Origin of the sequence: Pseudomonas frigoris, assembly GCF_047758635.1 — a bacterium.
GTDB lineage: Bacteria > Pseudomonadota > Gammaproteobacteria > Pseudomonadales > Pseudomonadaceae > Aquipseudomonas > Aquipseudomonas frigoris.
The window spans coordinates 5,316,853-5,338,752 of the sequence record NZ_CP180479.1 but is presented as its reverse complement, the minus strand read 5'-3'; the positions used below and the strand labels follow the sequence as shown (position 1 = coordinate 5,338,752).

Here is a 21,900-nt window from a genome sequence, read left to right as displayed (position 1 = left end):
GACATAGGGCGGGGAAGTGCTGGAGGGGAGGGAAGCGGACGGTTTTGAGGTGACGGTTTTTTGTCACCTTAGTGGATCAAAACCGTTACGCATCGCTCAAAGGGTGACTTGTTGCGCAAGTGGATCCCGATGCCATTGATTGCAGAGGGTTTTTATCCCGCAGCAGACACGTCGCCCGCGAGCGGCACGCTTGGCGAGAACGGCGCCAGGGCAGCGGCTTACTTCAGGTAACCGCTGCCAGCAGGCGATTGCGCCAGGCAACCCGTTGGAGCCATGAGCACGTTCTTCGCAAAAACAGGATGCCGACAGCGGTTGGCAGCGGAGGAAGTGCACATGGCTACGCTCATCGGTATTGTCAGTAAGGTCATTGGTCAGGTGTTCGCGGTTGCGAGCGATGGCACCCGACGCGCGCTGGTCGAGGGGGACCGGTTATTCGCCGGCGATCAACTGGTCACCGGGGCCCAAGGCGCGGTGGCGGTTCATCTGCAGAATGGCCAGGAACTGACACTTGGGCGTGGCAGCAGTATGGAGATGACGCCCCAGTTACTTGCGCATCAGGCACCCCATGTAGACAACGCTGAAGCGGTGACGCCGACTCAGGCGCAACTGACCGATGTCGAGCAACTGCAAAAAGCGATCGTTGCCGGCGACGACCCGACCCAGACCGCTGAAGCCACGGCGGCCGGACCGGGTTCGACCGGTGCACCTGGTGCACTGGGTGGCGGCCACACGTTCGTCATGCTTGAAGAGGTGGGCGGGCGGGTCGATCCGACCATTGGTTTTCCTACCGCAGGTTTCAACGGCATTCCCGAGTTTCCCCTGGAGCGGCTGGCCGGAAACCCGGACAACGGTGACAACGGCGACAATGGTGCAGGTGGTTCAGGTGGTTCAGGTGGTGCAGGTGGTGCAGGTGGCTCAGAAGGATCAGGAGGATCAGGAGGTTCAGGCGTTGTTCCTGTAACACCGGTTGTTCCTGATGTGCCGAACAATCCGGTGACCCTCACCGGCCTGTCGGTGGCAGGGGGCGAACTGACCCTCAATGAGGCCAACCTGGCCGACGGTTCGGCCCCCAACCCTGGGGCACTGACCAAGACCGGCACGTTCAGCGTGTCTGCTCCTGACGGGCTGACCAGCCTGAGCATCGGAGGGATCAACGTGATCAGCGGTGGTGTTGCCGCAGGCTTCCCGCAATCGATCACCACCCCGTTGGGCAACACCCTGACCGTCACCGGCTACAACCCGGCCACGGGGGTTGTGAGTTACAGCTACACCCTCATCGACAATGAAACTCATCCGGCCGGTGACGGCGCCAACAGCATCACCGAGAATTTCGACGTCGTCGCCACCGATACGGACGGCAGTACGGCGACCGGGCAAATCAACGTCAACATCGTCGATGACCTGCCGACCGCTCATGCCGACACGACGTCGGTCGCCGAAGGCGGCATCGTCAGCGGCAACGTGCTGTGGAACGATGTCACCGGTGCCGATGGCCCCGCCGCAGGGGGCGCGGTGGTCGGCGTGCGTGCCGGTTCAGACACCTCGACCTCAGCCGTTGGCGGCCTCAACACTCAGATCAATGGCACCTACGGTTACCTGACGCTGGACGCCAACGGCAACGCGGTCTACCACAGCAACCCGAACGCCGTGAGCGGTCCCGGGGCGACCGACGTGTTCACCTACACCGTGCGCGATGCCGACGGTGACCAAAGCACCACCACCATCACCATCGATGTGCACAACAGCAGCATCCAAGCGGTCAGCGACAGCGACGTGACCGTCTACGAAAAAGCCCTCGACCTGAACCAGGACGGCCAGGATCTGGCGCCCGGCACCGTTACCGGGAGCCTGCCGGGCAACACGGGCGAAACCGCCAGTGGCACCCTGGTCGGTTCGGTCAGCGGCGCGACCGGCGCGATCACCTACACCCTGGTCGGCAGCGCCACTGGCACTTACGGGCAAATCCTGCTCAATCCTGATGGCTCCTACACCTACACCCTGACGTCGGCGCCAAGCACCACGCCGAACGCCAACGACGGGCCGAACACCGTCAGCGAAAGTTTCACCTACCAAGCCACCGACGCCCTGGGCAACAGCACCACCAGCACCATCGTGGTCAAGATCGTCGATGACCTGCCGACTGCTCATGCCGACGAGACTTCGGTCGCCGAAGGCGGCACCGTCAGTGGCAACGTGTTGTGGAACGACGTCGGCGGCGCCGATGGCCTCGCTGCAGGAGGCGCGGTGCTCGGCGTGCGTGCCGGTTCAGACACCTCGACCTCGGCCGTTGGCGGCCTGAATACTCAGATCAATGGCACCTACGGTTACCTGACGCTGGATGCCAACGGCAACGCGGTCTACCACAGCAACCCGAACGCCGTGAGCGGTCCCGGGGCGACCGACGTGTTCACCTACACCGTGCGCGATGCCGACGGTGACCAAAGCACCACCACCATCACCATCGACGTGATCAACAGCTGCATCCGAGCGGTCAGTGACAGCGACGTGACCGTCTACGAAAAAGCCCTGGACCTGAATCAGGACGGCCAGGATCTGGCGCCCGGCACCGTTACCGGGAGCCTGCCGGGCAACACGGGCGAAACCGCCAGTGGCACCCTGGTCGGTTCGGTCAGCGGCGCGACCGGCGCGATCACCTACACCCTGGTCGGCAGCGCCACTGGCACTTACGGGCAAATCCTGCTCAATCCTGATGGCTCCTACACCTACACCCTGACGTCGGCGCCAAGCACCACGCCGAACGCCAACGACGGGCCGAACACCGTCAGCGAAAGTTTCACCTACCAAGCCACCGACGCCCTGGGCAACAGCACCACCAGCACCATCGTGGTCAAGATCGTCGATGACCTGCCGACGGCCCATGCCGACGAGACTTCGGTCGCCGAAGGCGGCACCGTCAGTGGCAACGTGCTGTGGAACGACGTCGGCGGCGCCGATGGCCTCGCCGCAGGGGGCGCGGTGGTCGGCGTGCGTGCCGGTTCCGACACTTCGACCTCAGCCGTTGGCGGCCTGAATACTCAGATCAATGGCACCTACGGTTACCTGACGCTGGATGCCAACGGCAACGCCGTGTACCACAGCAACCCGAACGCCGTGAGCGGTCCCGGGGCGACCGACGTGTTCACCTACACCGTGCGCGATGCCGACGGTGACCAAAGCACCACCACCATCACCATCGACGTGATCAACAGCTGCATCCGAGCGGTCAGTGACAGCGACGTGACCGTCTATGAAAAAGCCCTCGACCTGAACCAGGACGGCCAGGATCTGGCGCCCGGCACCGTTACCGGGAGCCTGCCGGGCAACACGGGCGAAACCGCCAGTGGCACGCTGGTCGGTTCGGTCAGCGGCGCGGTCGGTGCGATCACCTACACCTTGGTCGGCAGCGCCACCGGCACCTACGGCCAAATCCTGCTCAATCCCGATGGCTCCTACACCTACACCCTGACCTCGCCGCCAAGCACCACGCCGCATGCGAACGACGGCGCCAACACCTTGAGTGAAACCTTCACCTATCAAGCCACCGACGCCCTGGGCAACAGCACCTCCAGCACCATCGTGGTCAAGATCGTCGATGACCTGCCGACGGCCCATGCCGACGAGACTTCGGTCGCCGAAGGCGGCACCGTCAGTGGCAACGTGTTGTGGAACGACGTCGGCGGCGCCGATGGCCTCGCCGCAGGGGGCGCGGTGGTCGGCGTGCGTGCCGGCTCAGACACCTCGACCTCGGCCGTTGGCGGCCTCAACACTCAGATCAATGGCACCTACGGTTACCTGACGCTGGATGCCAACGGCAACGCCGTGTACCACAGCAACCCGAACGCCGTGAGCGGTCCCGGGGCGACCGACGTGTTCACCTACACCGTGCGCGATGCCGACGGTGACCAAAGCACCACCACCATCACCATCGACGTGATCAACAGCTGCATCCGAGCGGTCAGTGACAGCGACGTGACCGTCTATGAAAAAGCCCTCGACCTGAACCAGGATGGCCAGGATCTGGCGCCCGGCACAGTCACCGGGAGTCAGCCGGGTCTCACGGCTGAAACCGCCAGTGGCACCCTGGTCGGCTCCGTCACCGGTGCCAGCGGTGCGATCACTTACACACTGGTCGGCAGCGCCACTGGCACCTACGGCCAAATCCTGCTCAATCCCGACGGCACCTACACCTACACGCTGACGTCGGCGCCAAGCACCACGCCGCACGCCGACGATGGCGCGAATACCCTCAGCGAAAGTTTCACTTACAAAGCCACCGACGCTCTGGGCCATTCAACCACCAGCACCATCGTGGTCAAAATCGTCGATGACCTGCCGACCGCCAACCCCGACGCGGCCTCGGTAGCGGAGGGCGGCATCGTCAGTGGCAACGTGCTGGCGAACGACTTCAGCGATGCCGATGGGATTGGGGCGGTCGGCGTGCGTGCCGGTTCAGACACCTCGACGTCGGCCATCGGCGGCCTGAACAGCCAGATCAATGGCACCTACGGTTACCTGACGCTGGATGCCGCGGGCAACGCCGTCTACCACAGCAACCCGGACGCCGTGAACGGTCCCGGTGCGACCGACGTGTTCACCTACACCTTGCGCGATGGCGATGGCGACGAGAGGACCACCACCATCACCATCGACGTGAACAATAGCTGCATCAGCGACAACGACCAGGCCAGCTCGGTGTTGACGGTCATTGCGAACGCGCCACCGGTGGCGGTTGATGATCACATCATCACCAACGTGCTGTCGGGCAGCATTGTGGTGCCGGGCGAGTTGCTGCTGGCCAATGACACCGATCCGAATGGCGATCCGCTGACTGCTTCGCCGACCACCATCAGCACCGGTTGGATTGCCAAAGGCGCGGACTTCACCGGCACCAATCAAAACTTCAGCTTCACCGGCGGTAACGCGCAGGCGGTGACCCTCGCCCGCAGTGCATTCGTCGCCAACACGACAGCCATGACGGCGGTGTTGGTAGTCAGCGGGGCGCTGGGAGCGGTCAACAACCCCCACGATGAGGACCGCATCACCGTCGACCTCAAACAGGGTGAAACCCTCAACCTGGATCACAATCTGGCGGCCGGTCATGTCGCCATGGAGTACTCAATCAACGGCGGCGCATGGATCGCCCTCGGGGACGGGCAAACCCTCACCGCAACGTCGGACAGCACCTACCAGATCCACATCACCAACATCGACAACGGTGGTCCGGGCAACAGCGGGAAGGGGGCGGAAAACTACCAGCTGACCATGACCGTCAACTACGCCGGTGCCCACGACATCACGCCAGATGCCCACGGCACCTACGCCGCCAACGACAACCATGGCGGCAGCGACAACGCCGCCGTGACCATCACCTATCAGGACGGCCACACCCTCACCGGCACGGCGGGCGATGATGTACTGGTGGCGGGCGCCGGTAACAACGTGATCAATGCCGGCGACGGCAACGACGTGCTCACCGCCGGTTCCGGCAACAACGAAATGCACGGCGGCGCCGGCAATGACTTGCTGTACAGCGGAGCGGGCAACGACCTGCTCGACGGTGGCACCGGCGTCGACACCGCGAGCTATGCCCACGCCACCGCCGGGGTCACGGTCAATCTGGGCGTGCTCGGTGCGCAGAACACCGTGGGCGCCGGCACCGACACTCTGACCGCGATCGAAAACCTCACCGGTTCCAACTTCAACGACGCCCTCACCGGCGACAACCACAGCAACATCATCAACGGCGGCCTGGGTAACGACATGCTCAACGGTGGGGGCGGCGACGACTTCCTGATTGGCGGTCTGGGCAACAATAGCTTCACCGGCGGCAGCGGCGCCGACACCTTCCAGTGGCTCAAAGGCAACAGCGGCCACGACGTGGTCACCGACTTCACGCCGGGCATCGACAAACTCGACCTGTCGCAACTGCTGCAAGGGGAAAACAGCACCGCGGCGTCGCTGGATGACTACCTGCACTTCAAAGTCACCGGCAGTGGAGATTCACTGGTCACCAGCATCGACGTCAGCGCCATGGCTGGCGCCGCGCCGAACCAGACCATCGACCTGGCGGGTGTGAACTTGGCCAGCCATTACGGCGTGACGCCGGGGGCGGGTGGGGTGATTGCTGGTGGGCACGATACGGCGACCATCATCAATGGCATGTTGAATGATCATTCGTTGAAGGTGGATACGGTTTGATCGGCTTTTGATTCGAGCCTGAAACGACAAAACCCGCCGCCCGATCAAACGGTGCGGCGGGTTTTTTCTGTCTGAAGAGATGTGTTGTCGGTGAGTCAGCCTTTGCGGGCTTGCTCGCGAAGGGGCCAGAATGGCCACCGAATCAATCAGTAAGTGTTCCTCAGGTCTTGGTCAGCCCGGCAACTCCAGATTATCCAGCACTCGATTTACCGCCAGCTCTCCCAGCATGATCAACTGCACGATCCCCAACACCGTCCGGCGCTGCGGCCCCGGCAACTGGCCGGCGAAGTCCTGGGCGATGGTCTTTGCCGAAGCGAGTGTTTCGCAGGCATCGGTCAACAGTTCCTCGTTTTTTGTGTCCGCGGTCACGGCATACATCCCGCGGGTTTTACGTGGGGGCGGCGTGGAGCCGGGCGGGCAGAGGTAGTGGTCGAGCGCGCGGTCAGCGGCTTCGTGGAGTTTTTTCGAATCGAGGGATTCGTAGGGGGAGGTGGGAGCGGTTTCGGGCGGGTTGGGTGTGGGTTTGAACATGGATGAATCTCCAAATCATAGAAAAGGAGCCATCATCTTTCGCTACCAAACGAAGGGGTGGTGGCCATACGAAGGTTGGTAGACCGGTGACTTGGAAAACCGGCGCGCCCGAAGACGCCCTGCGCATGACCACCATAAATACACAGCCCCGGAAGGGCCTGTATCGGGTGACGCTATGCGCCAAGTCTAAGCCGGGCTACCAAACCCGATCGCTGATTCGTCAGCGACCGGACCACAATAGAACCCACCCCCAAGGCGCACAAGCCGGCGGATTCTGGCGTAGCTGTAGGCAATGGCGCAAGGATGTGTAGCCTGGGAGGCGTGTCCGGAAGTGTTTTTAAACGCCATAGTTTAAAAGCAAAAGATCACAGCCCCCGGCAACTCCAGCAGGATCAAATGCAATCCGCTGTATGAGCTGTCGCAGGCTGCGATCTTTTTAAACGCTCAATATTAAATAGATCCGTCCCCTTATCCTTTTGGTAGGGAGGGACGACTGCCAGAACGCCGATGCCGCGATCGGGCGGAAATACAACGACTTGTCCACTGGACGCGGGGGCAGCGTTTGTCACAGGGCTGTTCATGAGTACGTACCTTCCATAGAGGCGCCCGGCTTCCCGAATGAGCGGCACCGATAGGGACGGATTAGATAGTCGGCGTGAGTGTTTGCCTACTGTCATATTTGACAGGTACACACAGGTTTAAGACGAGCGGTCGCCCCCCTTACATAGGCTCCGGCGGCCCAATCAACCGGCCCATCACCCCAAACAATCCCAACTCCCGGATCACCTCCAGCTCCCCTTTGGTCTCCACCATCTCCGCAATCAACGGCAAATCAATGCTGTTAGTCGCTCGAAAAATCGCCTCGATGAACAACCGTTTATCACTCTGCTCATCAATGTGACGGATGTACGCACCGTCGATTTTCAAATAGGCCAGCCCCAGTTGAGTCAGGTTGCCGATCTGGCCGAAGCTGCCGCCGAAATGCTGCAGACCGATGCGGTAACCGGTGTTGAGCAGGCTGTGGCTCAGGTGTTGCAGTTCTTCCTGAGGTGGCAGTTGGCGTTCGTCGATTTCCAGAATCAGCAACGGCGCGAGTTCGGGCAGCGATTCGAGCATGTCGAGGATGTGTTGCAGTTGCGCTGGATCGCGCAGGGTGCTGCCGGACAGGCTTAACGCCAGGGGCCAACGATTGACGATGAGGTAGTCGAGGGTCGCTTCGAGCATCGCCAGGTCGAACCGCGCCGACCAGCCGAGACGCTCGATCCACGGCAGGAAATGCCCGGCGGCTATCGCCTCGCCCTGAGGGTCGATCAGGCGCGCGAGGACTTTGTGATGCAGCACCTGGCTGGTGTCGGCGCATTGCACCACCGGCTGGAAATACAGTTGCATCTTGCCGTGGGTCAGGGCGTCGTCGATCCAGGTTTGCCAGTCGTTTGGGGACGGGTTCGGCTCGGTGATGGAATCGGCCAAGTGAACCCACGGGCGCTCGGGATGTTGCCGGGCTTCGGTCAACGCCTGATCCAGTCGCAGCAGCACGTCACTGGCCGGCTCTCCGGGGTGGTAAGGGACGATCCCCAAATGCGCCACCGGCATCGAGTCACTGGCGCCGGTCAGGCGCAGGTTTTCCAGGGTGGCGCTGATTTCGCAGGCCAGGCGTGCGGCGTCGGTGCTGTCCAGGCCTGGCGTCAGCAGGCTGAATTCACCGCCACGATTGCGCGCTGCAAGCCAGGTGCGACGTTCCGGTGGCTGGGTCAGGCGCTTGAGTAATTCACCGACGGCGCTGATCAGCGCATCGGTGCGCTGGCCACCCAAGCGTTGGTTGAGACCGACCAGATCGTTGATCCGCAGCATCAGCAAATGGCCGTCGCTGCTCTGCTCGGAGACCAGCAACTCGTCGGCCAACTCTTCATCCAGCAAGCGTCGATTGGCCAGGCCTGTAAGGTTGTCCTGATAGGACTCGACCCGCAGTTTTTCACTGCGTGCGACCTCTTCGGCGAACAGCGCCTTGAGCTTCTCGACCATCTGGTTCATGGCCAATACCACGCGTTTCAACTCCGGTGTGCGCGGCAGTTTCGGCAGGCTGAGGAACTCGCGTTTGCTGATGGCTTCGGCTTGTTTGACCATCGTGTCGAGTGGACGAAATTGCCGGCGCAGCAACCAGCCACCAAACACGGCACTGAGCAGGCCGCACACAAGTAACCAGATCAGGCTGCCGAGGGTGCTGTCCCAGAGTTTGGCCAGGGCGAACTGCGGATTGCTCAACACTTCGACCCGTGCCGCCTGTGCCCAGCCGCGCATGATCAGCGCTTCGCCACCGGGTGGGTGCAGGTTGACCAGGTTCACAAACCAGGCGGGAACGCCCTCGATTTGCCCCGGCGCACTGCGCTCCACCAGCACCTGCGCATCCTCGATGTTGATGATTCGAATGCTGCTGAAATAACCGCTGTCGAAAATCGAGCTGACCATCAATTCGATCATGGCCGGGTCATCGATTTGCGCCGTCAACGACAAACCCAACGCGGTGGCGGCGTCCTGGGCGTGGGAGCGCAACTGGCCGAGCATCTGGTCGCGAGAGCTTTCCAGGCTGACAAAAAAACTGCCGCTGAACGCCACCAGCAAGAACAGGCAGATGGCGAGAAACAACTGTTTACGCAGTGACATAAATCGCTCCTTGCTCAGGTGGCTAGCCGTCGCCCACGGCGAACCCTTCGGCCTGCATCTTTTTTAGTACGTCCTGCCAGCGCGACAGTTTTTTCGAGTCGCTGCTGCGTTTGCCGCCATTGGCTCCCGGCAAGTACAGGCCTTCTGCGTTGAAGGCGTACACCGGCAGCAAGTCTTTGCGTTGGGAGGCGGGGCGGACCTCGCCGATCAAGTTGTCCAGCACCAGCGGATCGGCCGTGGGGCTGTTGTAGAAAGTCAGCACCATGTGCGCCTGGTTCTGGGTCAGGGCTTTGACGTAGGTGATGCGTAGTTTTTCGCTGGGAATCCCCAGGTAGCGCAGGCTGAAATATTTCGCCAGTGCGTAGTCCTCGCAATCAGCGGAACCCTTGATCAGGGATTCGACGGGCGTGGCCCAGTAATCGGTCTGATGCCAGATGCGGGTGTCGTCCAGAAAGCTCAGTTGCTGATTGAAGAAGCGATTGACCGCGTTCAGTTGCTCGCGCTCGGGCGCGTTGACTTCGCTTTGCAGCATCTGACTCCAGGCCTCGATCCTTCCCCGTCCCGGGCCGAGGGTGCCGTAGCGATCTTCGGCGGTATGCAGAATCTGCGTAAAACTCCAGTTGGCCCAGACACTGCCCAGCCCGGCCAACAGAAAAGTGATCAGCAACAGCCATCCGCCGAGCCGAAGTCGGAGCGTTGACCATCCGGGACTACGCGGACTACGCGGACTGCGGGACATGTCTGGCCGCTCGGGTGCAGATGCCTGAAGTCTAGGCGGTGTTTTTGGGGAGGCAGGACAAATCGTCGGTTGGTACGCGGACTTGTAGCAGCTGGCGGAGCCTGCGTTCGGCTGCGAAGCAGTCGTAAATCCTGAATCCCGGGTTTAACTGGAAGACCGCGTTGCCTGATTTCACGACTGCTTCGCAGCCGAACGCAGCCTTCGGCAGCTGCTACAGGGAGCGTGGTGAATTCAGGATTTGTGCAGGGTTTTCTGTTTGAGGATGTAGACGGTCACCAGAACGGCGCTGGTCAGCATGAACCCCCGCGCCCACGGCAGGGGCACCAGATAGCAGGAGAGCAGGATGCTCGCCCACATCAGGCCGATGGCGTAGACCTTGCCTTTGAGCGGGATGCCGTTGCCGCTCAGGTAATCGCGAACCCACGGCCCAAGCCGCGGATGTTCAACCAGCCAATGATAGAAACGCGGCGAACTGCGGGCGAAGCAGGCGGCCGCCAGCAGCAGGAAGGGCGTGGTGGGTAACACTGGCAGGAAAATCCCGATCACCCCCAGCGCTACGCTCAGCCAGCCAATGGCCAGCAGCACGTAACGCAACATCAGGGAGCGGTTGCCTATGGGGTTGTCCATAGGCAAAACCTTAGTGGTGACGAGGCTTGAGGATCGCCGGTTTTTCGTCTGGCGCCTGGCATAGCAGGTACAGCGCGGTCAGGGCTTCCGGGATCTGCACGATCATGTCGTCCATCAGGTTGGCGTCTTTGGCGATGTCTTCGAACTCAGGCTGTTCGTCGAACAGACCCGAACCGACCATGATCGGCAGCAGCATTTCGCTGACTTCGTCTTCGGCGGTTTCGAACCAGGCCGCTTCGCGCAGGAACACGCCTTCCATGAAACCGATGCACCAGCCGCGCAGGTCGGAGTCATCCGGCTCTTCGCCCAGGTCCAGGTCGCAGGGCAGCTCGAACTCTTCATCGGATGCCAGTTGGCGAGCGATGTGAGCCTTGAGGGCCAACAGGGTGGATTCGATCGCTTCACGCTCGGTGTCGTCGGCGTAATGCGGCTCTTCGGCGAAGAGGGCGTCGATCCATTCACGGTCGGGAACGGTTTCGGAACAGATCGACAGCGCAGTGAGGTAGCCGTGGGCGGCCACGTAGTCCAGCGCCTCGTCATGCAGTTCGTCGGCGTCGAGGAAGACTTGCAGGCGGGTTAGTTGCTCAGCGAAGGACATTAAAGGGCTACCTTGGGAATTAAACAGATGCGGGAATTCTAGGCCTTCTTGAGCGCTTGGGCCAGCCGCGCGGCATATTTGCCCCATCGCGGCCCCGCGAAACACCGCAATCCCTGTGGGAGCGGGCTTGCTCGCGAAAGCGGTGTTTCAGTCAACGCAAATGTTGAACGTTAAGCCGCCTTCGCGAGCAAGCCCGCTCCCACAGGGATTGCGCCAGATTGACTTTCGTATGTCTTCTCAGTGGCACCCTTTGCCGGACATCGCTCGGGTATACTCGCGCGTTTTGTGATGCCCTGCCGGCGTCGCGGCTGGAATGTGAAGCGTCATGCAATGCGCACTTACGATTTGTCGGTGCAGCCTTCGTGGTTCTGAACCAGCCTTGCAGGGATGTTTTTGTGATTTTTGGAGTTTCTATGCTCGAACAGGCTCAACGCGTCCTCAAGGACATCTTCGGCTACGACAGTTTCCGTGGCCGTCAGGGTGCAATCATTGAGCGCGTGGCCAGTGGCGGCGACGCCCTGGTGCTGATGCCTACCGGTGGCGGCAAGTCCTTGTGCTTCCAGGTGCCGGCGCTGTTGCGCGAAGGCCTGGCGGTGGTGGTGTCGCCGCTGATCGCACTGATGGATGACCAGGTCGCCACCCTCGAAGAGCTGGGCGTCGCGGCGGCGGCATTGAATTCCACGCTAAGCGCCGAGCAGCAGCGCGATCTGGCGGCACGGATCAAGCGCGGTGAAGTGAAAATGCTTTATCTCGCGCCCGAGCGTCTGGTTCAGCCACGGATGCTGGCTTTCCTGCAAAGTCTTGAAATTGCCCTGTTCGCCATCGATGAAGCCCACTGCGTGTCCCAATGGGGCCACGACTTCCGCCGCGAATACCTGCAATTGGGCCAGTTGGCGGAACTGTTCCCCAACGTCCCGCGTATCGCCCTGACCGCCACCGCCGACAAGCGTACCCGGGAAGAAATCGTCGACCGCCTTCATCTTCAGGATGCCGAGCGCTTTCTGTCGAGTTTCGACCGTCCCAACATTTTCTATCGCATCGTGCCCAAAGAGCAGCCGCGCAAGCAGTTGCTGGCGTTCCTCGCCGAACGGCGCAGCGATGCCGGCATTGTCTATTGCCTGTCGCGCAAGAAAGTCGACGAAGTGGCGGTGTTCCTCAGCGAGCAAGGCTTCCCGGCACTGCCGTACCACGCCGGCCTGCCCAACGATACCCGGGCTCACCACCAGAAGCGCTTCCTTAATGAGGAAGGCCTGATCATGGTCGCCACCGTGGCGTTCGGCATGGGCATCGACAAGCCCAACGTGCGCTTTGTCGCTCACCTCGATTTGCCAAAATCCCTTGAGGCTTACTACCAGGAAACCGGTCGCGGCGGCCGTGACGGTCTGCCGGCAGACGCCTGGATGGCTTACGGCCTGCAAGACGTGGTGATGCTCAAGCAGATGTTGCAGAACTCCGAGGGCGACGAGCGCCACAAACGTCTGGAGCAGCACAAGCTCGACGCCATGCTCTCGCTCTGCGAAGAAACCCGCTGCCGTCGCCAGACGCTGCTGGCCTATTTCGACGAAGACATGCCTGAGCCGTGCGGCCATTGCGACAACTGCGTCGATGGCGTGCAGACCTGGGACGCCACCGAGCCGGCCCGTCAGGCGCTTTCGGCGATCTACCGCACCGGCCAGCGCTACGGTGTCGGGCATTTGGTCGATGTATTGCTGGGCAAGGACAACGAAAAGGTTCGCAGCTTCGGCCATCAACATCTGTCGGTGTATGGCGTTGGCAAAGCAATGGGCGAGAGCGAATGGCGCTCTTTGTTCCGTCAGCTGGTTGCCCGCGGTCTGGCGGACATCGACCTGGAAGGCTACGGCGGCCTGCGTCTGAGTGACACCTGTCGTCCGCTGCTCAAGGGCGAAGTGACCCTGGAGCTGCGTCGCGACCTCAAGCCGCAAACCACGGCCAAAAGCAGCAAGAGCCAGGCGAGCCAGCTGGTTCGCGGCGAAGAGCGCGAACAGTGGGAAGCCTTGCGCGCCCTGCGTCGCAAACTCGCCGAAGAGCATGGTGTGCCGCCGTACGTCATCTTCCCCGACTCGACACTGCTGGAAATGCTCCGCAGCCAGCCGACCTCGCTGTCGGAAATGGCCACGGTCAGCGGCGTTGGCGCGCGCAAGCTGGAGCGTTACGGCGAGGCCTTCCTCGAAGTCCTCGGCGGGCAAGTCGAGGCGCCGAAAGTGGTGGCCGACCTGCGCCACGAACTGATCACCCTGGCTCGCGCCGGCATGACACCGTTGCAGATCGCCGGTCAGCTGCAATGCTCGGAAAAGAACGTCTACACCCTGCTCGCCGAAGCGATTGGCAAGCAGCAGTTGTCGCTGGAGCAAGCGCTGGATCTGCCCGAAGAGTTGATGGGCGAAATCCAGGACGCGTTCCTCGACGGCGAGGGCGAATTGCCGCCCGTGTCGGAGATTGCCGCACTGTTCGCCGGGAGAGTGCCGGAAGGGGTTTTGTACTGTGTTCGGGCGGCGCTGCAATCCGAATTCGAGATTTAGGTGACCTGCCACATAGATGTAACGATTCAGTACAGAGCAAGCCTTGCCTCCAGCCAAGGGTCATGCTTAGCTGACTAATAATTAGTTTTTCTTTATTTCAGTCTAATCATGAGTGTTTTATGCCGTTAACCGACCAACACCGTTTTGGCATGCAACTGGCCCAGATGTCGCGCGGCTGGCGTGCCGAACTGGACCGCCGTCTGGCTGGCCTGGGACTGTCCCAGGCGCGCTGGCTGGTGCTGCTGCACCTGGCGCGTTTTGACGATGCCCCGACCCAGCGTGAACTGGCGCAAAGCGTCGGCGTTGAAGGGCCGACCCTGGCTCGTCTGCTCGACAGCCTCGAAAACCAGGGACTGGTGCAACGTCAATCGGTGCTGGAAGACCGCCGGGCGAAGAAAATCGTCCTCTGTGCCCCGGCCCTTCCCTTGATCGAACAAATTGAAACCATTGCCACCCAACTGCGCCACGAATTGTTCGACGGCGTCGATGAGGCGGACTTGAAGGTCTGCATGCGTGTCCACGGGCACATTCTGGCGAACCTGGAAAAGTCTTGAGGCATAAACGCACCCAGGACTTTTGAGATACCCCGTTGGGCAGACTATAAAGAACTACTTGGCAATATCGTGTTCGTACCGGATGTGCGAACGCGTACAAGATGGTTCTGGTTATCTAAGGGATGCTCATGCTCGAGAGTTGGCACATGGTTTTGCGGTGTTGCGCCAGGCTGCTTCTGGTCGGTGGTGCTGTCACTTACTCGGCATTGGCGCCCGCGTTGGGCTTGGGTGATATAACCCTGCATTCGGCGCTGAATCAGCCGTTTCGCGCCGACATCGCACTGGAAGATGCCGCAGGTCTGGAGGAGGGTGAGCTCTCGGTCAGCCTCGCGACAGCGGACGAGTTCAGCCGCGCCGGCATCGATCGGGTGTTCTTCCTCAATAATCTGAAATTCACGCCGATCCTGCGCGGCAACCGCAGCCTGATCCGGGTGAGCTCCAGCAAACCGGTCACTGAACCTTTCCTGAATTTCCTGGTGCAGCTCAATCAGCCCAACGGGCGTGTGCTGCGCGAGTACACGGTCCTGATCGATCCGCCGGGTTCGCCGGGGATTGTTCCCGTCACTGACGAACCGTTGACCGACGTTCAGTCCTCTGGATTCCCGACGGTTGAGCCGGCCGTTGCGCAGCCACCTGCGGCGAAGGGCAAAAAGCCCCCGGCTCCTCGCGTCGATCAACCTGCCGCAGCGCCTGTGAGTGATCCCGTTGCCGAACAACTGGCCGCCAGCGTGCTGCAAAACCAGCAGCTGCAAGCAACCATCGATGAATTGACTGCGAAGCTTCAGGCCCAGGAGGAGCAGGTCGCCGGTCAGAAAAAGCAGGTGACTGAACTGCAAACCCAATTGGCGGAAATCAATACCGCAGCGGCAGAGCCGGTTGCACCCGTCGTTGTGGCTCCCGCGCCGGCCATTGTTGAAGAGCCTGAGGCTACCAACTGGGGGCTGATTGTCGGGTTACTGGCGGTGGTGGCTCTGGTGTTGCTGGGGTTGTTCGTTCGGCGTCAACGACAACAGGTTCAGGCGTTGCCCGACGCTTTACCTGTTTTGCCATCACCGCATGAACCGGTGCTCAATCGCACGGCAGAACCGGTTGCCCAATCTTCAGAGTTGCAACCGGCAACTGAATCGGGTGAAGAGACGCCCGCAGGCGATGTACTCGAAGGGGTCGGAATCTATCTGGCGTATGGCCGTTTTTCCGAAGCGGCCGGTTTGTTGCGAGAGGCGCTGATCAAGGCGCCGCAACGCACGGATCTAGCCGTTCAGCTGTTGGAAGTCTTGGGTAAACAGGGTGACGTACCCGCCTATGAAGCACAGGAAAACAACCTGCGTGACGCCGGATACGACCTGCAAGAACTTAAGAATATTCGCGCCCGACACCCGAAATTGAGCAGTGCGGTAGCGTTGACCGTCGCAGCTTCAATCATTCCCCCCAAGGTTGCGATTGCCGAAGCAGCACCCAACGATGAGTTCCAGTTGAACCTGGATGACCTGTCGATGGATTCGAGTTGGGACTTGATCAGCCCTTTTGAGGACTCGCCTTCCGCCGCGAAGCCATCGAGCGAATCCGCGTCGGTCGAGCCGCCGTTTGTCTCGAACCTGCACGTCTTGCCCGAGGTGTTTGAAATGCCCGACGACTCGACGCTGGACGAGCCCGAACTTGAATGGGTCGCCGAGCCTGATTCGCAGTCTCTGGATGACACCTTTCTCAACGAGTTCGGCGACCCCGGCCAGTCGCTGGAACTGGAACCGCTGAACCTGGAACCGGCCGAGCCGAGCAGCGCCGATAAACTGGAACAAGCCCAGACCTGCATTGATGACGGCGATCTGGACTGCGCCATCGAACTGCTTAACGAGTTGCTCAAGGAAGGTAACGAGCCGCTTAAGCAGACCGCCCGGAACCTGCTCGCCGGGCTATCATAGCGGCGCCCTCTGGCTCAGGAGTTTCGCCGATCATGACTGCACGCAAACCGGAAATCATCATCACGTATTGCACGCAATGCCAGTGGCTGTTGCGTGCTGCCTGGCTGGCCCAGGAGCTGCTCAGCACCTTCGGTGACGATCTGGGCAAAGTGTCGCTGGTGCCCGGCACCGGTGGGGTATTTCACATTTTCTGTGACGATGTGCAGATCTGGGAGCGCAAGGTCGATGGCGGTTTCCCGGAGGCCAAAGTGCTGAAGCAGCGGGTCCGCGATCAAATTGATCCGGACCGCGACCTGGGGCACAACGACCGCACTCAGTGAGAGGCGGCTTCTGCCGCAACGGTCTTCTTGCTTGAACCGCCCGAGAGTCGGCTGGAGACCACGATCGCCACGATGATCAGCGCGCCACCGATCAGCATGCGCAGTGTCGGGTTTTCATCAAACAGCAGCCAGGCCACAGTGATGCCGTAAACCGGCTCCAGGGCGAACACCACAGCCGCGGTCCGCGCCTTGATCACTGCCAGGCTGGCGACAAAAAGACTGTGAGCGACGCCAGTGCAGAACACCCCTAGCAGACCGATCCACAACCAGTCGATGGCGCGCACTTCGCTCAACTGCGGTGCCGCCACCGGCAACAGGCACAACGCGACCACCACGTTCTGACACAGCGCAGCCTGCACCGCCGGGATTCGCCCGGAGCTGGCGCGGTTGGTCAGCGATAGCAGAGAGAACAGCAAGCCTGAACCCACCGCCCACAGCAGACCAATTGTGGCGCCGCTGGCCAGATCGAAATCAGGGGTGACGAGCACCAGCCCGACACTGACCAGCACCACCAGCAGGATTTCGTTGGCGCGAATTCGCTCGCGGAAAATCAACCCTTCAAGGATCACGGTAAACGCCGGGAAGCTGGCGAAACCCAGGGTCGCGATTGCCACGCCTGCGACCTTCACTGCAATGAAAAAACTCACCCAGTGTCCGGCCAGCAGTAAGCCGCTGAGCAACAGTCGGCGCCAGTCCACAGCCTCGAGTTTCTGCCAGCGAGTAGTACTGGCGAACCGCGCAAAAACGGCTAACGCCAGCACGGCGAACGCGGCACGACCAAAAACGATAATGGCGGGGGAAGCCGCAGCAAGTTTGCCGAACACACCGGTCAAGCCGAACATCAGTGCGCCGATATGCAGGGCGCCAAGGGCGGTACGGGGAGTCATTGCAATCCTTGATATTGAACCGGGCCAACAGACACCGCCGGCCACTAATGAAATGGCTACCCCCGCCGCCGCCCGTGATCGCCCACTAAGCTTTCACAGGGGGCTCATCGGAGACCGTTGCCATGAAAGTAGCTATTGCCGCCATCGACTTAGGAAAACGTACCTTCCATCTGCATGCACAAGATGAGCGCGGGAATGAGCTCTACCGCAAAAAATTCACTCGAATGACGCTCATCCAACATCTGGCGAATCTCGAACCCTGCACCGTCGTGATGGAAGCCTGTGGCGGCGCCCACTTCATGGCACAACAGGTCGCCAAGCTGGGCCATACGCCCAAGCTCATCGCCCCTCATCTCGTGCGTCCTTACGTGAAAAGCAACAAGAACGACTTCGCCGATGCCGAGGCGATCTGCGAGGCGGCGACTCGCCCCACCATGCGCTTTGTGCCGCCCAAAACCCAGGCCCAACAGGCGCTGGCCATGCTCAACTCCACCCGCGATGCGTTCATCAAAGACCGCACCGCAACCGTCAATCGGATTCACGCCGCCCTTCTGGAGGTTGGCGTCAGCCTGGCCCCCGGCTTCAAGTCGATCAATGAACTGCCGGGGCTGCTTGAGACGAGTTCATTCTCTGAGGCCATCAAACTAAATCTGACGATGCTGCATGAGCACTTCAACTACCTGACTGAGCGGATCAAGACACTGGATAAGCGAGTGCAATGCCAGGCCGCTGAAGATGATCTGGCATCGCGCTTGATGACAATACCGTGCTTAGGCCCGATCACCTCCACCGTCCTGGCTGCCGAGTTGGGCGATGGCAAACAATTCAAATGCGGCCGAGGCTATTCAGCCTCCATCGGGCTGGTGCCCAAACAGCATTCCACGGGCGACAAGACCGTCCTGTTGGGCATCAGCAAGCGCGGTGATCGAAACCAGAGGCGCCTGCTCATCCAGTGCGCCCGTGTCTACCTGATCCAGCTGGAGCGACAGAAAGGCGCTTTGGCGGACTGGGTCCGCCAGTTATTAGCGTCCCACCATCACTCCAATCTCGTGGTCTGTGCGCTGGCCAACAAGCTGGCGAGGATCGCCTGGGCAATCGCAGCACACCACACTGAATTCGATGCAGGGCCAGCCAAGATGAACGCCTGACCCTGCTGTCACCCGAGCACCACCCACCTGGTTTTGCGATGCTGGATAACAGATGACGTGAACGGCCAACCGGCCTGACGACAACCCTGAGCTCCTACACGGCTGAAAGGCCGTTCCACTAATTAGGATCGTCGGGCATCGATTCTCATCGAGGCGCGGGGACCACAACCCCCACTCAGACGCCGGATAGATGAAAGCAAGCCAAACACGCATCAAAAACAGTATTGCAGAAAAGGGGGTAACCATAGATGTAGGAGCTGGCGAAGCCTGCGATCTTTTGATCTTGATCTTAAGCGATCCCGAAAAAGATCCAGAATCAAGATCAAAAGATCGCAGCCTTCGGCAGCTCCTACATTGAACCGTGTGAAGCCAGTTGTGTCTGTCGGCAAACTATTGCCTTTTGTCGCAAACCTCGCGCCGCAATTTGCCGGGTGAGGCACCGAACTCCCGCAACACCGCCGCCGCGAAGGCGCTCTGTGAACTGTAACCGACCCGACTGGCAATCTCGCCGATCGGCAGCGCCGAATCCCGCAACAAGCCCACGGCCATGTGCAAACGTCGACTGCGGATGTAATCCATCGGCGTCTGCCCGCATTCAGCAACGAACCGTGCATGCAGCCGAGCGCTGGACAGACCGGCGACGCGCGCCAGATCGGCGACTTGAAGTGGATAGGCAGCGTACTGATCGATGTGCGCATTCAGCGCGGCATAAGGCAGGCGCCGACCGCCGACGATCTCGGGTTTGGCGTTGTTGAGGCTGGCCAGCAACAACACCGCGCCTTGTTGCGCGATCAGTGGATCGCTGACCTGACTGCCTGCCAACCAGCTGACTAATTGGCTTTGCCCGGCATCCAGCGACAGGCGACCGGCGTTGTCGAGTAAACGACGACTGGCTTCGGCGTGATCACCCAGGGACTGAGAAACCCATTGGTCGCTGGGCACATCCAGTACCAGGCAACGGCTGCCATTGGCGCTACCGCAGGCGTGATGGAAACCGGATGGCACCACCACGAAACTCTGCTGGACCACCTGGCTGCCACGCCCGTCGACCTCGAAATCCAGCGCACCCGACAGCCCGAACACCAGCTGCGCGTGGTCGTGGCTATGGACGATCAGGTCATGAGTGTATTGGCGTAGCGTGAGGATCGGTCTCATCGCAGGTCTCCAGGGCAAGGCGGCCAGTCTACACCGAGGGCAATCGTGGGGCGCTGTCACAGGACTGACTCGCCACTGTCATGGGCAATTAACCCGACCGGCGCAAAGTTGCAAAAACTTTTGCAGAGGGTTGCCCATGACCAGCGCCGAGCTCGCCAAACCCAGTCGTAAACAACGTGTGCGGACCTTGTGGATTTCCGACGTGCATCTGGGTACCCGGGATTGCCAGGCCGAACACCTGTCGCAGTTTCTCAAGGGCTATCACGCGGACAAGATCTACCTGGTCGGCGACATCATCGATGGCTGGAAGCTGCGCGGCGGCATGTACTGGCCTCAGGCGCACACGAATGTGATCCGTCGCCTGCTGACCATGAGCAAGCGCGGCACCGAGGTGATCTACGTCACCGGCAACCACGACGAATTCCTGCGCCGCTACTCGAAGCTGATTCTGGGCAATATCCAACTGGTGGATGAAGCCGTGCACGTGACCGCCGATGGTCGCCATCTTCTGGTCATTCATGGCGACCAGTTTGACGTGATCACGAGGTATCACCGCTGGCTGGCCTTTCTCGGCGACTCGGCCTACGAATTCACCCTGACCCTCAACCGCTGGCTCAACCATTGGCGCGCACGCTATGGCTACGGTTACTGGTCGCTGTCGGCGTATCTCAAACACAAGGTCAAAACTGCGGTCAGCTTCATCAGCGATTTCGAAGAAGCCATCGCTCACGAATGCGTCAAGCGCGAGTTGCACGGGGTGGTGTGCGGGCACATTCACCATGCCGAGATTCGCAAGGTCGGCGGGGTGGATTACCTCAATTGCGGGGATTGGGTGGAGTCGTGCACCGCGCTGATCGAGCATTGGGATGGCTCGATCGAGTTGTACCGATTGGCGGATGCCCAGGCGCGGGAGGCTGAGTTGAAGGCCATCAAAATCGCAGAGCCGGCATAGGCCGCAAAAGCAAAGATCGTCCGAACGCGGCCCGAACCTTCGGCAGCTCCTACATGGAAACGCGACCCCTTGTAGGAGCTGCCGAAGGCTGCGATCTTTTGATTTTCAGGCTGGCGAATGTTCTTCCATCGCCGCCTTGTAAATTGAATGCCTGGGCTGCGCAAACAACCGTTCCATCATCGGTTCAAAGAAGCTCAGCGGCAGCGTGTCATACGCTGGATCGAACGCCGCAGCGTCATATTTGGCACAGAACTCAATAGTCGCCTGATACTGCGGATGCCCGCTGAATTGCTCGCGTAGATGCCGGTCCATCCCTAGATGATGGAAGAAGTAATACCCCTGGAAAATCCCGTGCTTCTCGACCATCCACAGGTTCTCGGCGCTGACGAACGGCTTGAGGATTGCCGCAGCGATGTCCGGGTGGTTGTAGGAACCCAAGGTGTCGCCAATGTCGTGAAGCAGCGCGCAGACTACGTATTCTTCATCGCGGCCATCACGCCAGGCACGGCTGGCGGTTTGCAGGGAATGGGTCAGACGATCCACCGGGAAGCCGCCAAAGTCCCCCTCCAGTAATTTCAGATGCGCCACAATCCGTGTCGGCAATTGCCTAGCATAGGCACTGAAATATGCGGCGATGATCGCCCAGTCTTCCTGCGTGCCGTCCTGCATGTGGGTGAAACGGGCGTTGGCATTCATCGGCTGTCCTCCTGTGGTTCATTGCGCCTAGAACGGCACGCGACCCAGAATCATGTCTCGGTACATGACGAAATCGCCGAGCAGGCTGTAAAACGGATGTTGAAAGGTCGCAGGACGATTCCTCTCGAAGAAGAAATGCCCGGCCCAGGCGAAGCTGTAACCCGCCAGCGGTAGAGCCAACAACAGCATCCAGGCGCCTTTGCCGATGGTCAGGGCCAGGATGAAAATAACCAGCGTCGTGCCGATAAAGTGCAGTCGTCGGCACGTACTGTTGCTGTGTTCGCTGAGGTAATACGGGTAGAACTCAGCGAAGCTGTTGAAACGTTTGATGTTTTCCACGACTGCGATCTCTGTGGTTATTGTTCTGACTGCAAG

Annotated in this window: 16 protein-coding genes; 7 read left to right on the top strand and 9 right to left on the bottom strand. The window is 60.7% G+C overall.

What is annotated here, in order from left to right; translation table 11 throughout:
- Positions 1-333 precede the first annotated feature (333 nt).
- Positions 334-6,198, top strand: coding sequence for a retention module-containing protein (locus ACMXYH_RS24520; RefSeq protein ID WP_415765224.1), 5,865 nt, complete (start codon positions 334-336; stop codon positions 6,196-6,198).
- A gap of 171 nt (positions 6,199-6,369) precedes the next feature.
- Here ACMXYH_RS24520 and ACMXYH_RS24515 read toward each other — a convergent pair whose 3' ends face one another.
- From ACMXYH_RS24515 to ACMXYH_RS24495, 5 genes are all read right to left on the bottom strand, one after another.
- The gene (locus ACMXYH_RS24515) at positions 6,370-6,729 is read right to left on the bottom strand and encodes a DUF6124 family protein (RefSeq protein WP_415765223.1); all 360 of its coding nucleotides are present in this window, start codon (positions 6,727-6,729) and stop codon (positions 6,370-6,372) included.
- Positions 6,730-7,449: 720 nt separating this feature from the next.
- Entirely contained in the window at positions 7,450-9,390 is a 1,941-nt protein-coding gene (lapD, locus tag ACMXYH_RS24510) for a cyclic di-GMP receptor LapD (protein ID WP_415765222.1), read from the bottom strand.
- A 22-nt stretch (positions 9,391-9,412) separates the two neighbouring features.
- Positions 9,413-10,129 (bottom strand): cysteine protease LapG, encoded by a 717-nt coding sequence (lapG, locus tag ACMXYH_RS24505; protein WP_129442096.1) that lies wholly within the window; start codon positions 10,127-10,129, stop codon positions 9,413-9,415.
- 231 nt (positions 10,130-10,360) lie between these two features.
- Positions 10,361-10,756 (bottom strand): YbaN family protein, encoded by a 396-nt coding sequence (locus ACMXYH_RS24500; RefSeq protein ID WP_129442098.1) that lies wholly within the window; start codon positions 10,754-10,756, stop codon positions 10,361-10,363.
- A gap of 10 nt (positions 10,757-10,766) precedes the next feature.
- Positions 10,767-11,354 carry a YecA family protein gene (locus tag ACMXYH_RS24495; RefSeq protein ID WP_008156162.1) on the bottom strand — a complete coding sequence of 196 codons (588 nt, stop codon included), beginning with the start codon at positions 11,352-11,354 and terminating at the stop codon, positions 10,767-10,769.
- A 413-nt stretch (positions 11,355-11,767) separates the two neighbouring features.
- On the opposite strand from ACMXYH_RS24495, the gene recQ reads away from it, so the two are divergent.
- The 4 genes from recQ to ACMXYH_RS24475 all read left to right on the top strand — a co-directional run bounded on the left by recQ (position 11,768) and on the right by ACMXYH_RS24475 (position 16,687).
- Complete coding sequence (gene recQ, locus ACMXYH_RS24490; RefSeq protein WP_129442100.1) at positions 11,768-13,894, top strand: DNA helicase RecQ; 2,127 nt, start codon at positions 11,768-11,770, stop codon at positions 13,892-13,894.
- 119 nt (positions 13,895-14,013) lie between these two features.
- Positions 14,014-14,448: a MarR family transcriptional regulator gene (locus ACMXYH_RS24485; protein WP_129442102.1), complete on the top strand. Its 435-nt coding sequence runs from the start codon at positions 14,014-14,016 to the stop codon at positions 14,446-14,448.
- Positions 14,449-14,576: 128 nt separating this feature from the next.
- A complete protein-coding gene (locus tag ACMXYH_RS24480) occupies positions 14,577-16,367 on the top strand; it encodes a FimV/HubP family polar landmark protein (protein WP_415765221.1) in 1,791 nt (596 codons plus the stop codon).
- A gap of 32 nt (positions 16,368-16,399) precedes the next feature.
- The gene (locus ACMXYH_RS24475; RefSeq protein ID WP_076030130.1) at positions 16,400-16,687 is read left to right on the top strand and encodes a SelT/SelW/SelH family protein; all 288 of its coding nucleotides are present in this window, start codon (positions 16,400-16,402) and stop codon (positions 16,685-16,687) included.
- On the opposite strand, the gene ACMXYH_RS24470 is transcribed toward ACMXYH_RS24475, so the two are convergent.
- Positions 16,681-17,574 carry a DMT family transporter gene (locus ACMXYH_RS24470; RefSeq protein ID WP_415765220.1) on the bottom strand — a complete coding sequence of 298 codons (894 nt, stop codon included), beginning with the start codon at positions 17,572-17,574 and terminating at the stop codon, positions 16,681-16,683. The genes ACMXYH_RS24475 and ACMXYH_RS24470 overlap by 7 nt on opposite strands.
- A 122-nt stretch (positions 17,575-17,696) precedes the next feature.
- On the opposite strand from ACMXYH_RS24470, the gene ACMXYH_RS24465 reads away from it, so the two are divergent.
- A complete protein-coding gene (locus tag ACMXYH_RS24465; protein ID WP_415764593.1) occupies positions 17,697-18,722 on the top strand; it encodes an IS110 family transposase in 1,026 nt (341 codons plus the stop codon).
- A 390-nt stretch (positions 18,723-19,112) separates the two neighbouring features.
- Here the strand turns inward: ACMXYH_RS24465 and ACMXYH_RS24460 are convergent, their stop codons facing one another.
- The gene (locus tag ACMXYH_RS24460) at positions 19,113-19,877 is read right to left on the bottom strand and encodes a helix-turn-helix transcriptional regulator (RefSeq protein WP_134421342.1); all 765 of its coding nucleotides are present in this window, start codon (positions 19,875-19,877) and stop codon (positions 19,113-19,115) included.
- Between the two features lie 136 nt (positions 19,878-20,013).
- Between ACMXYH_RS24460 and ACMXYH_RS24455 the strand changes: the two genes are divergently transcribed.
- The gene (locus ACMXYH_RS24455) at positions 20,014-20,829 is read left to right on the top strand and encodes a UDP-2,3-diacylglucosamine diphosphatase (RefSeq protein WP_008156147.1); all 816 of its coding nucleotides are present in this window, start codon (positions 20,014-20,016) and stop codon (positions 20,827-20,829) included.
- 105 nt (positions 20,830-20,934) lie between these two features.
- Here the strand turns inward: ACMXYH_RS24455 and ACMXYH_RS24450 are convergent, their stop codons facing one another.
- Positions 20,935-21,525, bottom strand: a complete 591-nt coding sequence (locus tag ACMXYH_RS24450) for an HD domain-containing protein (RefSeq protein WP_415765219.1) — start codon at positions 21,523-21,525, stop codon at positions 20,935-20,937.
- A 27-nt stretch (positions 21,526-21,552) separates the two neighbouring features.
- Positions 21,553-21,864, bottom strand: a complete 312-nt coding sequence (locus ACMXYH_RS24445; protein WP_129442112.1) for a DUF962 domain-containing protein — start codon at positions 21,862-21,864, stop codon at positions 21,553-21,555.
- Positions 21,865-21,900 lie beyond the last annotated feature (36 nt).

What these genes read in the sequence shown, in the direction of transcription:
- ACMXYH_RS24520 (WP_415765224.1), top strand. Translation starts at nt 334, where the DNA reads ATGGCTACGCTCATCGGTATTGTCAGTAAGGTCATTGGTCAGGTGTTC.
- ACMXYH_RS24515 (WP_415765223.1), bottom strand. Translation starts at nt 6,729, where the DNA reads ATGTTCAAACCCACACCCAACCCGCCCGAAACCGCTCCCACCTCCCCC.
- lapD (WP_415765222.1), bottom strand. Translation starts at nt 9,390, where the DNA reads ATGTCACTGCGTAAACAGTTGTTTCTCGCCATCTGCCTGTTCTTGCTG.
- lapG (WP_129442096.1), bottom strand. Translation starts at nt 10,129, where the DNA reads ATGTCCCGCAGTCCGCGTAGTCCGCGTAGTCCCGGATGGTCAACGCTC.
- ACMXYH_RS24500 (WP_129442098.1), bottom strand. Translation starts at nt 10,756, where the DNA reads ATGGACAACCCCATAGGCAACCGCTCCCTGATGTTGCGTTACGTGCTG.
- ACMXYH_RS24495 (WP_008156162.1), bottom strand. Translation starts at nt 11,354, where the DNA reads ATGTCCTTCGCTGAGCAACTAACCCGCCTGCAAGTCTTCCTCGACGCC.
- recQ (WP_129442100.1), top strand. Translation starts at nt 11,768, where the DNA reads ATGCTCGAACAGGCTCAACGCGTCCTCAAGGACATCTTCGGCTACGAC.
- ACMXYH_RS24485 (WP_129442102.1), top strand. Translation starts at nt 14,014, where the DNA reads ATGCCGTTAACCGACCAACACCGTTTTGGCATGCAACTGGCCCAGATG.
- ACMXYH_RS24480 (WP_415765221.1), top strand. Translation starts at nt 14,577, where the DNA reads ATGCTCGAGAGTTGGCACATGGTTTTGCGGTGTTGCGCCAGGCTGCTT.
- ACMXYH_RS24475 (WP_076030130.1), top strand. Translation starts at nt 16,400, where the DNA reads ATGACTGCACGCAAACCGGAAATCATCATCACGTATTGCACGCAATGC.
- ACMXYH_RS24470 (WP_415765220.1), bottom strand. Translation starts at nt 17,574, where the DNA reads ATGACTCCCCGTACCGCCCTTGGCGCCCTGCATATCGGCGCACTGATG.
- ACMXYH_RS24465 (WP_415764593.1), top strand. Translation starts at nt 17,697, where the DNA reads ATGAAAGTAGCTATTGCCGCCATCGACTTAGGAAAACGTACCTTCCAT.
- ACMXYH_RS24460 (WP_134421342.1), bottom strand. Translation starts at nt 19,877, where the DNA reads ATGAGACCGATCCTCACGCTACGCCAATACACTCATGACCTGATCGTC.
- ACMXYH_RS24455 (WP_008156147.1), top strand. Translation starts at nt 20,014, where the DNA reads ATGACCAGCGCCGAGCTCGCCAAACCCAGTCGTAAACAACGTGTGCGG.
- ACMXYH_RS24450 (WP_415765219.1), bottom strand. Translation starts at nt 21,525, where the DNA reads ATGAATGCCAACGCCCGTTTCACCCACATGCAGGACGGCACGCAGGAA.